The organism is Streptomyces sp. A 4/2 (assembly GCF_940670765.1).
GTDB lineage: Bacteria > Actinomycetota > Actinomycetes > Streptomycetales > Streptomycetaceae > Streptomyces.
In genome coordinates, this window is sequence record NZ_CALNVW010000052.1 from 1 (window position 1) to 13,459 (window position 13,459).

Consider the following 13,459-nt stretch of genomic DNA (forward strand, 5'->3'; position numbering starts at 1 on the left):
TTCATGTACGAGGTCCTGGTTGAGGCCTCGCGCGCGCGTGCGTCTTAAGGAAAAGAGAGCGGCTGCGCGAAACCGTCCCTGACCTGCGATTTCTCTGAGGGGTATGTGTCAGCGCTGACACATTGACCTGCAGAAATGTGTCAGCGGCACCACATCAGCACCCACATTTGCCAAGCTAGCTTGTATAACTATGCATCGTTGCTGGTGAGCCCAGGTTTTCAGAGAACTAGGCCGGATCGGTTGGGTGTCGGCGTCGACACCGAAGCGTCATGCCAGCATGTACAAATCTGCCAACTGGGCTTGGATAAATGCTAGGTTCATTGTGACCCGCAGGATCGAGGACAGGACGACCATCGATGGCCCGCCAGCCAAAGCGCCCTACCTCTGGCCGCGACACGGGCAGGAAGATTGCCGCTGTACAGCCCGGTGGTGACAGTGCCTTCCGGGAAACCCTGTCATCCCGGCTCGGGCAGGGCCCCAAGCCACCGACCCGTAAGCGGCCGGTGCAACAGATGGACGTCCACGTCCGGTACACCTACCGCGCGCCCCACGAGATGTACGGTCGGTCCGGCTACAGCGTGGTCTCCAACGACTTCCTCGCCGACGTTCTGGCCGTGCTGATCGCCCAGCACGGTATGTCCCCGATCCAGTCCGCAGTTCTGCTGTGGTGCATCGGCCGACAACGCGAGGGCTGGGTGCGCGTTACCCACAAGAAGATCGCCGAAAAACTGAACGTGGAGCGGTCGAACGTCACCCGGGCCATCGGCCGCCTGGAGGAATGGCACATGCTCCAGCGCGTCGAAACCGGCCTGATCTTCGTGAACCCGATGCTCGGGTTCGAGGGCAACGGCGACAAACAGCAGGAAATCCTGAACGCGCTGCGCGACGCCGACGGAAGCCTCCCTGAGAACGTCTTCCCGGCCCTGCACGCTCCGCTGCCGCCGCGTAGCGTGCAGCTGGAACTCGGATCCGAAGACGGGGACGATGAGGGTGTCGACAAGGAGGGACAGGCATGCTGATCCAGGCAAGCGCCGGTTTCGGAATGATGTACCGGCTGGACCTCACCAAAGCTGCGACGGACCTCCTGAGTGCCCTCATCGAGCGTCAGGAGCCCGGCGGTGAGGTGAACGCCTCCCAGGCCGAGCTAGCGGCCCGCGTGGGCCTGTCCCGCAACTCAGCGAACACCGCCATGGCGCTGCTGGAGAGCCGGAACCTGGTGCTGCGGCCCGAGGACCGCAAGTACCGCACGTACTACCTCCACCCGTACGTCGCTTCTTACGCCTCACAAGAGGAGCTGGAGGAAGCAATCCAGGACGCCGCCGAGCGCATTGAGACTGGTGAGCTGTCCGAGATCACCGCGCCCCTGTACGAGACAGCCCCGCCGAAGCGCCAGCCCCAGGGACTCCGGGCGGTCCGTGCCGTCAGCTAGTTGGGCTGCCCCACAGCCGAAATGCGGCGTTGCACTCCACAGCCGGATGCAACGCCGCAGTAGTACCGGATCAGGACATTCGGCCAGAGCACACGCCGGGGCGCAGTCGATCTGTTAGCTCAGATCAACGTGTAGAGACCAGTTGTGTGGTGGAGCGGGCACACGAACGATAAGCATGGCGGGTTTTCAAACTGTTCGGCGTTGGGGAGGTAGACGTGCTCCCATCCCTACCCGGGGAGAGATGTGTCCCCTCAGGGGTGACACATGGCGATCCAGAGGTCAGAAATGCCGACCTCAAGGTCAGGAGTCCTGACCTACTGCTACGTTGCTGTTGCCCGGGACTGCGAGCAGCTCGCCCTCGAACGACGCAAGAAAATCCGCATCGCCTGACCCCAGAGCCGTGCATTGAGGGCAGCATCACCCTGTTCTCCGAGCCCGGACACCTGGGCTACACCCGCGTCGACGGCCCACACCCGTTCGGTGCCGTACTACGGCTGCCGGACCCGTTCCACCTGGACCTGGACACCAGCGGCCTCCTATCGTCGGCCTGAGCGTTCGAGCCCGGAGTGCCGTCCCGTGATGGTGGGTGTTCGGCCTGGTGTTGGCGGTCGGCTCCCAGGGCGGTACGGCGGTGACTTCAGGTCGCGGTCGAACTTTCAGGGCGCAAGAAGCCCCGTGTCGCCCGACCTCAGCCGGCGTTACGTGCTGCTGTCTTCGGCGAGCGTGTGAGCGACGAGCGCGTTCGCGTGTCCGTGGCCGAGTTCGTGTTCGGTCTTGAGCCAAGCGACGAGTTCCATGTGCTTGGTCAGGGGCGAGGTGCGGATGAGGTCCTTCCAGTACGCGATCGGGCGGCCGTACTTCTTCTCGATGGAAGGGAAGTAACTGGCGGGGCCCTTCACCGGTGGGGTCATCGCAATGTCCTGTCTCTGGTCGCTGGTGGGATCGGTGTGGCTTGCGGAGATTGCCTAGGCCTTGATCAGGCGGGCGGTGATCGCGGTCAGCCACAGCAGGCCAAGGCCGGCGCCGGCAGTGAAGGCCTGAACGGTCGTGGAGGAGCCTGCGAGGCCGGCGAGGACAACGATAGGCATGAGGCGGGAGGCGATGGCCCATCCGCGGTGCCGCTGTGCCGAGAAGTAGCGGGCCAGCACAAGGAAGGCTGCGCACAGGGCCAGGTAGCCCACCGTGCCACTGAGCATGTGGATGGTGCCGTGCCAACTCAGTGAGGCGGTGTCGGGGGCACCTGCGGGGAAACCTCTGCCAGGGTCGGCGGTGAACACCCCGGCGAGCAGGAACGAGGCACCGAAGACGCCGATCAGCCGTGGCGCCCAGGTCCCGCCGGGTTCGTCGCGCAGCGCACGGCGTACCCCGACCGCGGCGGCGGTCAGCAGGATGCCGGTCAGCAGGAAGCTGGTCACCTGGATCCAGCCGAGGGTGCCGAGGCTCAGCTGGCTGATCGCGTTGCGGGTGAAGTCGAAGCCGTTGCGCGTCAGCCCCTGCAATATGCCTGCACCCAGGAACAGTGGACCGGCCACGATGCCACCCGTCAGAAGAGCGCGGGTCGGCAGCCACGTCGATGCCTGGACAGCGGTGACGACAGGAGTCTCGATGGTGCGGGTCATGGCGTGTCTCCCCCGAAGAATGGAACTAGACGGTTCAGTACTCGTTCCGGCTTGAGCGTTACAGTAACCAGAGAGAACTGGACTGTCCAGTACTGAATGAGGAGTGGCGTTGGAAGCGAACGATCAGAGCCGGTCGGCCCGCAAGCACCAGGCGATCATGGATGCCGCAACGCAGGTGTTCATGGCGAAGGGCTACTCGGGCACCAGCATGGACGACATCGCCAAGCTGGCCACGGTCTCCAAGCAGACCGTCTACAAGCACTTCGCCGACAAGGAGAAGCTCTTCAACGAGATCGTCCTGGCCACCACGGACCAGGTCGACGCCATGATCGACCTGGTGGCCGACATCCCGGCCGACGGGGACGGACTGGAGCAGAACCTCACCCGGCTCGCGGCCCAGTTCCTCACCGCCCTCACCAAACCCGAGGTGATTCAGCTGCGGCGTCTGATCATCGCCAACGCCGACGCCTTCCCCGAGCTCGGTGCGACCTGGTACGAGCAGGGCTTCGAGCGAGTCCTCGCCACCCTGGCGGCCACCTTTCAGCGTCTCGCCGACAAGGGGCTTCTCCGGATCGACGACCCGCTGCTGGCCGCCAACCACTTCTCCGGCCTGCTCCTCTGGATCCCCGTCAACAAAGCCATGTTCCACGGCAGTCCCCAGCACACCCAGGGCGAACTCGACGACTACGTCACCGCCGGCGTCGCCGCCTTCCTCCGCGCCTACCGCGGAACCGATCGGTAGGGGCGACGGTCCGGAAGGCCGGGCACACACGATGCAGTTGTCGCTCCCCCCGGGCGCCGACGTGCCGGATCGCAGTTCTGGGGCGGGGCGAGCTGCGGGAGGCAGCTCGCCCCGCCCCAGGGCGGTACGGAAGTTACTTCGGGTCGCGGTTGAACTTCGACGTCGACCAGAAGTAGCCGAGGACCGCGAGGCCCAGGCACCAGGCGACCGCGAGCCACCCGTTGTTGCCGATCTCGGTGCCGAGCAGCAGGCCCCGCAGCGTCTCGATGGCCGGGGTGAACGGCTGGTACTCGGCGATCGGCCGGAACCAGCCCGGCATCGCGTCGACCGGGACGAAGGCGCTGGAGAGGAGCGGCAGCAGGATCATCGGCAGCGCGTTGTTACTGGCGGCCTCGGCGTTCGGGCTGATCAGACCCATGCCGACCGCGATCCAGGTGAGCGCCATGGCGAAGAGCACGAGCAGCCCGAACGCCGCCAGCCACTCCAGGACGCCGGCGTCCTTGGACCGGAAACCGATGGCCACGCCCACGGCGCCCACGAAGACCACGCTCATGATCGACTGCAGCACGCTGCCGACGACGTGTCCGACGAGCACCGAGCCGCGGTGGATCGCCATCGTGCGGAAGCGGGCGATGATGCCCTCGGTCATGTCGTTGGAGACGGACACCGCGGTCCCGACCACGGTGCCGCCGATGGTCATCAGCAGGATGCCCGGGACGATGTACGCGATGTACTGGGAGCGGTCCGCACCGCCGCCGCCGAGGCCCGCGCTCATCACGTCGCCGAAGATGTAGACGAAGAGCAGCAGCAGCATGATCGGGGTGAGCAGCAGGTTCAGGGTGAGGGACGGGTAGCGCCGTGCGTGCAGCAGGTTGCGGCGCAGCATGGTGTTCGAGTCGCGTACTGCGAGGGAGAGGGCGCTCATCGGACGTTCTCCTTGGCCTGGTTGGGCTGGTCGGACTGGTGGGGGACGTCGGCCTTGGCGGTGAGGGCGAAGAACACGTCGTCGAGGTCGGGGGTGTGCACGGTCAGCTCGTCCGCCTCGATGTCGGCCGTGTCCAGCCAGTCGAGGATGGAGCGCAGCTCGCGCTGGCTGCCGTCGCTGGGGATCTGCAGCGACAGTGCCTCGTCGTCCCTGGTGGCCTCGCTCAGGGCGGAGGCCGCCGACCGGTACGCGGTCGGGTCGGTGAACCGCAGCCGCACGTGCCCGCCCGGCACGAGCCGTTTCAGCTCGCCGGCGGTGCCTTCGGCGGCGATCCTGCCGTCGTTGAGGACCGCGATGTGGTCGGCGAGTTCGTCGGCCTCGTCCAGGTACTGGGTGGTGAGGAAGACGGTGACGCCGCCGGAGACGAGCTCGCGGATGATGCCCCACATGGTGTGGCGGCTGCGTGGGTCGAGGCCGGTGGTCGGCTCGTCGAGGAAGATGATCCGCGGGTTGCCGACCAGCGTCATGGCGATGTCGAGACGGCGCTTCATCCCGCCGGAGTAGGTGGAGGCGGGCTTCTTCGCCGCCTCCACCAGGTCGAAGCGCTCCAGGAGTTCGGCGGCGACCCGCCGCCCCTCGCGCTTGGAGAGGTGGTGCAGGTCCGCCATGAGGAGCATGTTCTCCTCGCCGGTGATCAGACCGTCCACGGCGGAGAACTGCCCGGTGACACCGATCGCGGCCCGTACGGCCTGCGGTTCGGCGGCCAAGTCGTGGCCGCCGACGCTGATGTCGCCGGAGCCGGCGTCGGCGGAGATGAGGGTGGAGAGGATCTTGACGACGGTGGTCTTGCCGGCGCCGTTCGGGCCGAGCAGTGCGAAGACGGTGCCTGCCGGGATGCGCAGGTCGATCCCGTCGAGGACGCGTTTGTCGCCGTAGGACTTGCGGAGGCCGACGGCGGAGACGGCGGTGGGCGGCTCCTGGCCGTTACCACGCTTGGACATGGGCATGACAGCTGAAGGCATGGGGCCCTCCCGGGCGAAGGCTGAGTGGCGAAGGCGGGAACGGAGTGAGGGCAGGAACGGAGTGAGGGCGGAGCCTCAGGCGCGGGCGCGGCGGACGTCGATGTTTCCGTAGCGCGTACGGGCGCGGACCTCGACGGTGTCCTCGGACTTCTCCGGGCTCTCGGACGCGGTCAGCGAGTTGTGCACGCGCCCGGATCCCGAGCTGATGTCGAGCCAGGCGGCGGTGCCCTCGCGCACGCCCACGTCGATGGCTCCGTAGGAGGTCTCCAACTGGACGGTCCCACGGGTGACTTCGGCGACGCGTACCGTGCCGTTCGCGGTGGTGGCCGCGACGGAGGCACGGGCGCGCTCGATGATGATGTCGCCGTTGGCGCCGCTGACGCGCAGGTCGCCGGTGATGTCGCTGACGCTGGTGGTGCCGTGCGAGTTCTTCAGGACGGCGGCGCCCGTGACCGTACCGACGCGCATGCTGCCGGAGCTGGTGGTGATCTCGGCGGGGCCCTCGACACGGTCCACGGTGATGGACCCGTGGGACGCGGTCAGGTGCAGCGGGCCGGTCGTGTCGAGGCGGACGTCGCCCGAGGAGGTCTTCACGCGGACCTCACCGAGACGTCCCTCGCCGCGCACCTCGGCCCACCCGCCGGTCGCCTCCACCTGGGAGCCCGCGGGCAGTTCGACGGTGACGTCGACGGTGCCGGTACGCCCGAAGAGGTAGCGCTGCTTGGGCGTCCTGATGTGCAGCTTGCCGCCCGAGTAGGCGACTTCGGTCTGCTCGGCGGCCCGCACGTCCTGGTCCTTCTTCGGGTCGCGGGGAGCCACGTCCACGACGGTGTCGGCGCGGTCGGCCGCGACGAACTGGATGGATCCCGCGTCCACCTGGGCGTTGACCGAGATCGGCTGGGGAGTGTCGAAAGAAGGCATGGCTGTCCCGTCCTCTTGGGTCCTCATGAATGTTCGTGGCGTCCCCGCTGGTGGGACGTGGTGCGGGTGGAGTCGTTACGAGGGGCTGGTCAGTGCACCCAGCCCGTGAAGCTCTGGCCGGTGATCCTGGTCTTCTCGGGGGTACGGGGGGCGGCGGCGCCCGTGTCGACCGCGGCCGACACGACGCGTACGAGCCATGCGTTGACCGACAGGCCCTCGCCGGCCGCCGCTTCCTCGGCGCGGGTCTTGAGGTGGGCGGGCAGGCGCAGGTTGACGCGGGCGGTGCCGCCCTCGTCCGTGTCGGCGGGGACCGGGGCCGGTGCGGGCGCCGGTGCGTCGCGCGGTTCGGTGCGGTCGTCGCGCTGCGGCAGCACCACCACGAAGTCGGGGTCGATGCCCCTCAGTCGTACGTCGACCGAGCCGGGGGCGAGTTCACGGGTGATCTCGTCCATGGCGGCGGACAGCACATTGAGCAGGGTCAGGCGGGTGGCCGACTCCAGCGGCGCGGTCAGCCGCTCGGCGAGCTCGCGGGCTTCGTCACCCCCGGCTTCGGCGGCCACCGCCAGTTCCCTGTGAAGTGTTTCGACATACGGCGTGAGGTCCATGGCCCCATCATGGCACCATCTTGGCGCCATAGGCAAGCCCCGAGAGGCGATACGTGGCGCACGGCTGGCTTCAGGGTGACGCGTCGATCCCATTGATGCAGGTCAAAGGCGATTCAGCGAGCAAGCGATGCCGTGGTGCCACGTTGCCGCAGAGGTGGCACCAGATGGCGTCACGTGGTGTCGGGTGGCGCCGAGTGCTGTCGAGCCGGTCGGTTCGTCACCGCTCGGCGCACTCGGCCGGGCCAACAGGAGCCATCCGGCGCGCCAGGCGGACGATGTGCCCGCGCACGTCGGCGTCCTCGTCCGGGGCCGAGCCGAGGATCAGTTGGCTGATCTGGGGGAACACCGTGGGCAGGATGGCGACCCCGATGAGGGCCAGCAGGGTGTTCGCGGCCTGGCTGTCGGGCTCGGTACCCAGGACCCCGGCCAGGGTCTCGACGCTCGCCCGGTAGCGGGCTGCCCGGCTCTGCTTGTCCGGCAGGTCGCCCGCGTCGTAGTACAGCGCTTCCCACATCATCAGGCGGAGCAGCTGCGGGTTCTGCTGGTGCAGGTCGTAGATCCGGCCGGCGTATTCGGCCGGGTCCCCGGTGGGCGGACCCAGCAGCGTGGCGTGCTCGGTCACGGCCTCGGAGACGACGGCGGCGAAGAGCTTCTCCTTGCTGCCGAAGTAGCCGTAGATCCGCTCCTTGTTGGCACCTGCCTGCTCGGCGATCCGGCTGACGCGGGCGCCTGCCATGCCGTGCGCGGCGAATTCCTCGCGGGCAGCGGCCAGGAGACGGGCGGGAGTTCCTACAGATTGTCCACTTCGAGGCATGTGGCAATCCTACATAGCCAACCAGATGGTTGGTTGGCTACCGTGTGGATCATGACAGCGGTCGGCGGCAGTCGGTCTTCCGGCTCCGACAGCTGCGTAACGGCGCTGCCGGAAAGGAGAGTTGAGTCCGTGACTGATGCAGGGGTCTGGGTGACCGGTCTCGGGGCGACCACGCCGCTGGGAGGTGATCTGGCGTCCACCTGGTCCGCCATGCAGGCGGGTCGGAACGGAGTCGGGGTACTGGACGACAGCTGGGCCGCGGGGCTGCCGGTCCGGCTGGCGGCCCGGATGCGGGTGGACCCGGCGACGGTCATGCGGCGTACCGAGGCCCGCCGCCTGGACCGGTGCGAGCAGGCGGCGATGGTCGGTGCCCGGGAGGCCTGGGCCGATGCCGGGTGCCCGGAGGCCGATCCGGAGCGGGTGGCCGTCGTGATCGGTACGGGTGTCGGCGGCGTGGTGTCGTTGCTCGACCAGGACGACAACCTGGAGAACTTCGGGCCGCGCAAGGTCTCCCCGCACACCGTGCCCATGCTGATGGCCAATGGTCCTGCGGCCTGGGTGAGCATCGACCTGGGGGCTCAGGGCGGATCCCACACCCCCGTCAGCGCGTGCGCGTCCGGGGCCGAGGCCATCGCGGTCGGACTCGATCTGATCCGTCTCGGCCGTGCCGACGTGGTCGTGGCCGGAGGCGCGGAGGCGTGTCTGCACGGGCTGCCGCTGGCCGGGTTCGCGCAGATGATGGCGCTGTCCACGACGAACGACGATCCGGAACGGGCGTCCCGGCCCTTCGACGCGGACCGCAACGGCTTCGTGCTGGGCGAAGGCGCCGCGGTACTGGTGCTGGAGCGTGCGGAGTTCGCCCGGTCCCGTGGTGCTCGGGCCCACGGCGTGCTCGCCGGTGCCGGGGTGACGTCCAGCGCGCAGCACATCACGGCCTCGGACCCGAAGGGGCAGACGCGGGCCATGCGTATGGCCCTGGGTGCGGGCGGGCTGGCGCCCGAGGACGTCGGTCTCGTACATGCGCACGCGACGTCCACTCCGCAGGGCGACCTGGCGGAGGCGCAGGCCGTCACCGAGGCCGTCGGTACGCACCCGGTGGTCACCGCCACGAAGTCGATGACGGGTCATCTCCTGGGCGCGTCCGGCGCCCTGGGGGCGATCGTGACCGTCCTCGCGCTGCGGGACGGGCTCGTCCCGGCGACCCGGAATCTCGACAGGCTCGACCCGGCCGTCGGCCTCGACGTCGTCTCCGGCGGTCCCCGCCGGGGAAACTGGACCGCCGGGGTGGCCAATTCCTTCGGCTTCGGCGGGCACAACGTGTCGCTGGCCTTCGTCCCGGCCGGCTGAACAAGCCCCGGTCGACAGAGAAAACGGCAGGAAGCGACAGGAGAGAACGCACGGCCGGTGGCCCCGAAGGGCGCACCGGCCGGCGGTCTCAGGCCTTGCGGGCCTTCGGGCATGAACGGGATGAGAAGGGCCACCGGCAGTCCCGGCACCAGCCAGGGGGCCGCGCTACGCGACCTGGAGGTTGGGCCGTCCCGCGGTGGGCGGGGCGACGGCGTACGAGGGCAGCCTGAGGTTGGGGACCTGACCGCTCTTGATGTCCAGGAGCGTCTGGCGGAAGGCGGCTTCCATGTCCTCGTGGCTGCGGTACTTCGCCGCGAGCGGGTGCAGCCGGTAACTGTTGCCGCGGCGTTCGCCGTTGCGCGGGCGCAGCACGATGTTGAGCTCGCACAGCGGCGCGATGAGGTTGCTGACGGCCTGCGGAGTGATGTTGTACTCCGCGGCCATGTCCTTCTGCCGCACGGGCAGCTGGCCGCCGAACTCCGAGCGGTAGAGCAGGTACTGGAGGAACTTGACCCCGGCTCCGGAGATCGGAAGTGCCCAGATGCGCTCGGAGATGAGGGGGGACATGACCTCAGCCATCAATACGCCTTCCTGCCAGGATTGTCGTCGGTCGCGCGGTCACCCAGTGTGCCTCTGTCCGTCATAGGGCGCCTGTGGGCCGAAGTCCAGTTCCAGTTCCTGCTGTTGGACCTCGGGGCCCACGGAGTGCGGGAACTCGGACGGTTCGCGGTCCTTGAGATCGGCGAGCACCTCGTGCTGGGCGGTGCTTCCGCCCTGGAACCACAGTCGTACGTTGAGGCGGATCCTGCCGTGTCCGGCCGGTTCGATCCAGTGGTACTCGCACAGGGCCTTGATGGCCCGGTTCACCGTGGACCGGGTGATCTGTTTGCCGCCCTTGCGGGCCGCGAGGGTGTTCAGTCCGTCGGTGATCTGCTGCTGGGTGTACTGGGCGGTGCCTGATCCGGGGACCTGTCCCCCGGCGACGAACAGGAAGACGCAGAGCTGGCTCTTGGTGATGCTGTTGGCGACCGCGAGCTGGGCCAGGAGCTGGGTGAACCAGTTGCTGGCGAGGCTGTATCCGGCGCCGCCCGCCATGTCGTGCACGGTCCGGCGTTCGGGTTCGTACTCGAAGGTGACGCCCTTGAGCCTGCGGCTGCTCCGGGGGCCCTCGGATTCCTCGGCGGCCTGACCGAGCTGTTTGCCGAGGGTGGCCAGGATGTCGTCGAACCCGGAGTTCTCTTCGGCCGAGGAGGGAACGGCGCGCGGCCCGGCCGGTCGTCGGCGGGCTGGCGGATCAGGTGACACATGACCTCCTCTTGTTGCTCGGGCAGTGCAGACAGTAGCTCATAAATCAACCGGTGCTTGTCTTTTGCGGCTACGGCGCGGTGAATACTGGACCCGTTGGGACGGGTTGCTGCGGTGTCCGAAAATTACGCAACCACAGGTTGATTTTTAGTGCCTGATGGACCCAGAAATCAACTGCTCCTTGTTTTGTGTTGTCCTGGGCGGCACATTTCAGCCTCGACGGCCCCTCCGGAAGGACCCGAACGGCAGCGGTACGCACAGTCGTGACCTGCGTCGATTCGAGTGACGATGCCGCCGATCAGAACTCAAGCAGCAGTTGATTAATCCGCCAAATGTGACGGCCAGAGCTACATCCGACACCCCGAAATGTGCTCCCCAGGACAACATGGCCTTCGCATCGGTGCAGGTCAGAGTGGGTACGGCGGCGCGCGTCTCTTACACTAAGAGCCAGCACCCGCAAGTCTCCCCGCAGCACACTCACTGCTCCGCTTCCCTGACCCGCAGTCAGGAACGCCGACATGAACGGCGGTACAGGTCGGCGAGGAGCGCCGGTGGTCACCGGTACCCCCATGCACCGCAACCCCCACACGTCCTTTGGTCGGTGAGTGTCACCCGCAGTCGCGCACGCGGGATCAGTCCCCGTCGGGGCACCGCAGGCCCGGAGGGCCGAGGAGCTGCCGACCCTGGGCGCACCCGGTGCTCCGGGGGACGTTGCGGCCCGGCCCCTCAGTCGTCCTGGTTGCTGCCGAAGTCGGGGCACACGTCCCTGGCGGCCATGATGTTGTCGTTGGAGGTACCGGCGGCGACCATCGGCCAGACCATCGCGTTCTCGTGGACGATGAAGTCGATGACGACGGGGCGGTCGTTGACCGCGTTGGCCTCCTCGATGGCCTTGTCCAGGTCCTCGGGACGCTCACAGCGGATCGCGTGGCAGCCCATCGCCTGCGAGAGCTTCACGAAGTCCGGGACCCTGGTGCCTGCTCCGGGCTGTGTGCCGTCCACCTCCGGACCGCTGTGCAGCACGGTGTTGGAGTAGCGCTGGCCGTAGAAGAGGGTCTGCCACTGCCGCACCATGCCCAGGACGCCGTTGTTGATGATCGCGACCTTGATCGGGATGTGGTTGAGCGCGCAGGTGGTCAGTTCCTGATTGGTCATCTGGAAGCAGCCGTCGCCGTCGATGGCCCAGACGGTGCGTTCCGGCATGCCGGCCTTGGCGCCCATCGCGGCCGGGACCGCGTAGCCCATCGTTCCAGCGCCGCCGGAGTTCAGCCAGGTGGCGGGCTGCTCGTGGTCGAGGAAGTGGGCGGCCCACATCTGGTGCTGTCCCACGCCCGACACGAAGATGGTGTCCTCCGGGGCGAGCCGGCCCACGCGCTCGATGACCTGCTGCGGGGCGAGCGAGCCGTCCTCGGGCACCTGGTAGCCCAGGGGATACGTGTCGCTCCAGAGGCGGAGGTCGTTCCACCAGGCGCTGTAGTCACCCCGGTTGCCCTCACTGTGCTCGGCCCGGACGGCCTGGATCAGATCGGCGATGACCTCGCGGGCATCCCCGACGATCGGTATGTCGGCGGCGCGGTTCTTGCCGATCTCCGCCGGGTCGATGTCGGCGTGCACGACCTTGGCGTACGGGGCGAAGCTGTCCAGCCTGCCGGTGACACGGTCGTCGAAGCGGGCTCCGAGGGCGACGATCAGGTCGGCCTTCTGCAGCGCGGCCACCGCGGTGACCGCGCCGTGCATGCCCGGCATCCCCACATGCAGCGGGTGGCTGTCGGGGAACGCGCCCAGCGCCATGAGTGTGGTGGTGACGGGCGCCCCGGTCAGCTCGGCGAGGGTCCTCAACTCGGCCGTCGCCTGCGCCTTGAGGACTCCGCCGCCGACATAGAGGACAGGCCGCTCGGCGGTCGTGATCAGCCGGGCCGCCTCACGGATCTGCTTCGCGTGCGGCTTCGCCGTCGGACGGTAGCCGGGAAGGTCCAGCTGGGGCGGCCAGGAGAAGTCCGTGTCCGACTGGAGCGCGTCCTTGGTGATGTCCACCAGGACCGGCCCCGGGCGTCCCGTGGAAGCGATGTGGAACGCCTCCGCGACCGTCCTCGCGATGTCGTCGGCGTCCTTCACGAGGAAGTTGTGCTTGGTGATCGGCATGGAGATGCCGACGATGTCCACTTCCTGGAAGGCGTCCTTCCCGAGGAGGTCCGAGGGCACCTGCCCGGTGATGGCGACCATCGGTACGGAGTCGAGATACGCGTCCGCGATCGGGGTCACGAGGTTGGTGGCGCCGGGGCCGCTGGTGGCCATGCAGACCCCGACCTTGCCGGTGGCCTGGGCGTAACCGGTGGCCGCGTGGCCCGCGCCCTGCTCGTGACGGACCAGGACGTGTCGCAGCCGGGTGGAGTCCATCATCGGGTCGTACGCCGGAAGGATCGCACCGCCCGGAATGCCGAACACCGTGTCGCAGCCGACCTCCTCCAGCGCGCGGATCAGGGCCTCGGCGCCGGTGAGGCGCTTGCCTTCCGTGGCGAAGGGCGCGTCCTTCATCTCGTCGGCGACACTGCCGGCGACACCGGAGTCGTGCAAGGTGCTTCCCATGACGACGTCGCCTCGCTTGCTCAGGACCATGTGATCAACCTCTTCGGGTGCTCCAGGACTGCTGCGATGTCGGCGAGGAACTTCGAGCCGAGTTCGCCGTCGATGAGGCGGTGGTCGAAGGAGAGCGCCAGGGTGGTGACCTGA

General features: G+C 67.9%; 15 protein-coding genes. 4 read left to right on the top strand and 11 right to left on the bottom strand.

The window, feature by feature from the left end:
• The first annotated feature begins 512 nt into the window (after positions 1–512).
• Together NBY69_RS34270 and NBY69_RS34275 are read left to right on the top strand one after the other, a co-directional pair.
• Complete coding sequence (locus NBY69_RS34270) at positions 513–1,019, top strand: MarR family transcriptional regulator (protein ID WP_250306035.1); 507 nt, start codon at positions 513–515, stop codon at positions 1,017–1,019.
• Positions 1,013–1,429, top strand: a complete 417-nt coding sequence (locus tag NBY69_RS34275; protein WP_250306037.1) for a helix-turn-helix domain-containing protein — start codon at positions 1,013–1,015, stop codon at positions 1,427–1,429. Before NBY69_RS34270 ends, NBY69_RS34275 begins: the two co-directional genes overlap by 7 nt.
• A gap of 698 nt (positions 1,430–2,127) precedes the next feature.
• Here NBY69_RS34275 and NBY69_RS34285 read toward each other — a convergent pair.
• On the bottom strand, positions 2,128–2,340 hold the full coding sequence (locus NBY69_RS34285; RefSeq protein WP_250306039.1) for a DUF4287 domain-containing protein: 213 nt from the start codon (positions 2,338–2,340) through the stop codon (positions 2,128–2,130).
• Between the two features lie 54 nt (positions 2,341–2,394).
• A complete protein-coding gene (locus tag NBY69_RS34290) occupies positions 2,395–3,048 on the bottom strand; it encodes a DUF998 domain-containing protein (RefSeq protein ID WP_250306041.1) in 654 nt (217 codons plus the stop codon).
• A gap of 109 nt (positions 3,049–3,157) precedes the next feature.
• Between NBY69_RS34290 and NBY69_RS34295 the strand changes: the two genes are divergently transcribed.
• Entirely contained in the window at positions 3,158–3,790 is a 633-nt protein-coding gene (locus NBY69_RS34295) for a TetR/AcrR family transcriptional regulator (RefSeq protein ID WP_250306043.1), read from the top strand.
• Between the two features lie 133 nt (positions 3,791–3,923).
• On the opposite strand, the gene NBY69_RS34300 is transcribed toward NBY69_RS34295, so the two are convergent.
• The 5 genes from NBY69_RS34300 to NBY69_RS34320 all read right to left on the bottom strand — a co-directional run bounded on the left by NBY69_RS34300 (position 3,924) and on the right by NBY69_RS34320 (position 8,077).
• Complete coding sequence (locus NBY69_RS34300) at positions 3,924–4,715, bottom strand: ABC transporter permease (protein WP_250306044.1); 792 nt, start codon at positions 4,713–4,715, stop codon at positions 3,924–3,926.
• On the bottom strand, positions 4,712–5,722 hold the full coding sequence (locus tag NBY69_RS34305) for an ATP-binding cassette domain-containing protein (RefSeq protein WP_331757546.1): 1,011 nt from the start codon (positions 5,720–5,722) through the stop codon (positions 4,712–4,714). Before NBY69_RS34305 ends, NBY69_RS34300 begins: the two co-directional genes overlap by 4 nt.
• Positions 5,723–5,812: 90 nt before the next feature.
• On the bottom strand, positions 5,813–6,658 hold the full coding sequence (locus tag NBY69_RS34310; RefSeq protein ID WP_250306053.1) for a DUF4097 family beta strand repeat-containing protein: 846 nt from the start codon (positions 6,656–6,658) through the stop codon (positions 5,813–5,815).
• A gap of 89 nt (positions 6,659–6,747) precedes the next feature.
• Complete coding sequence (locus NBY69_RS34315; RefSeq protein WP_250306054.1) at positions 6,748–7,263, bottom strand: hypothetical protein; 516 nt, start codon at positions 7,261–7,263, stop codon at positions 6,748–6,750.
• A gap of 217 nt (positions 7,264–7,480) precedes the next feature.
• On the bottom strand, positions 7,481–8,077 hold the full coding sequence (locus NBY69_RS34320) for a TetR/AcrR family transcriptional regulator (protein ID WP_250306056.1): 597 nt from the start codon (positions 8,075–8,077) through the stop codon (positions 7,481–7,483).
• A gap of 129 nt (positions 8,078–8,206) precedes the next feature.
• Between NBY69_RS34320 and NBY69_RS34325 the strand changes: the two genes are divergently transcribed.
• Positions 8,207–9,424, top strand: coding sequence for a beta-ketoacyl synthase (locus NBY69_RS34325; protein WP_250306058.1), 1,218 nt, complete (start codon positions 8,207–8,209; stop codon positions 9,422–9,424).
• 165 nt (positions 9,425–9,589) lie between these two features.
• On the opposite strand, the gene NBY69_RS34330 is transcribed toward NBY69_RS34325, so the two are convergent.
• The 4 genes from NBY69_RS34330 to NBY69_RS34345 form a co-directional block, all read right to left on the bottom strand.
• Positions 9,590–10,003, bottom strand: coding sequence for a hypothetical protein (locus NBY69_RS34330; protein ID WP_250306060.1), 414 nt, complete (start codon positions 10,001–10,003; stop codon positions 9,590–9,592).
• Between the two features lie 39 nt (positions 10,004–10,042).
• The gene (locus tag NBY69_RS34335; protein ID WP_250306062.1) at positions 10,043–10,729 is read right to left on the bottom strand and encodes a hypothetical protein; all 687 of its coding nucleotides are present in this window, start codon (positions 10,727–10,729) and stop codon (positions 10,043–10,045) included.
• A gap of 726 nt (positions 10,730–11,455) precedes the next feature.
• A complete protein-coding gene (locus NBY69_RS34340) occupies positions 11,456–13,264 on the bottom strand; it encodes an acetolactate synthase large subunit (RefSeq protein WP_250306064.1) in 1,809 nt (602 codons plus the stop codon).
• A gap of 71 nt (positions 13,265–13,335) precedes the next feature.
• A partial coding sequence (locus tag NBY69_RS34345; RefSeq protein ID WP_250306065.1) for a 2-oxo acid dehydrogenase subunit E2 occupies positions 13,336–13,459 on the bottom strand: 124 nt, incomplete at its 5' end.

What these genes read in the sequence shown, in the direction of transcription:
- NBY69_RS34275 (WP_250306037.1), top strand. Translation starts at nt 1,013, where the DNA reads ATGCTGATCCAGGCAAGCGCCGGTTTCGGAATGATGTACCGGCTGGAC.
- NBY69_RS34315 (WP_250306054.1), bottom strand. Translation starts at nt 7,263, where the DNA reads ATGGACCTCACGCCGTATGTCGAAACACTTCACAGGGAACTGGCGGTG.
- NBY69_RS34320 (WP_250306056.1), bottom strand. Translation starts at nt 8,077, where the DNA reads ATGCCTCGAAGTGGACAATCTGTAGGAACTCCCGCCCGTCTCCTGGCC.
- NBY69_RS34270 (WP_250306035.1), top strand. Translation starts at nt 513, where the DNA reads ATGGACGTCCACGTCCGGTACACCTACCGCGCGCCCCACGAGATGTAC.
- NBY69_RS34310 (WP_250306053.1), bottom strand. Translation starts at nt 6,658, where the DNA reads ATGCCTTCTTTCGACACTCCCCAGCCGATCTCGGTCAACGCCCAGGTG.
- NBY69_RS34300 (WP_250306044.1), bottom strand. Translation starts at nt 4,715, where the DNA reads ATGAGCGCCCTCTCCCTCGCAGTACGCGACTCGAACACCATGCTGCGC.
- NBY69_RS34290 (WP_250306041.1), bottom strand. Translation starts at nt 3,048, where the DNA reads ATGACCCGCACCATCGAGACTCCTGTCGTCACCGCTGTCCAGGCATCG.
- NBY69_RS34330 (WP_250306060.1), bottom strand. Translation starts at nt 10,003, where the DNA reads ATGGCTGAGGTCATGTCCCCCCTCATCTCCGAGCGCATCTGGGCACTT.
- NBY69_RS34340 (WP_250306064.1), bottom strand. Translation starts at nt 13,264, where the DNA reads ATGAAGGACGCGCCCTTCGCCACGGAAGGCAAGCGCCTCACCGGCGCC.
- NBY69_RS34285 (WP_250306039.1), bottom strand. Translation starts at nt 2,340, where the DNA reads ATGACCCCACCGGTGAAGGGCCCCGCCAGTTACTTCCCTTCCATCGAG.
- NBY69_RS34305 (WP_331757546.1), bottom strand. Translation starts at nt 5,722, where the DNA reads ATGCCCATGTCCAAGCGTGGTAACGGCCAGGAGCCGCCCACCGCCGTC.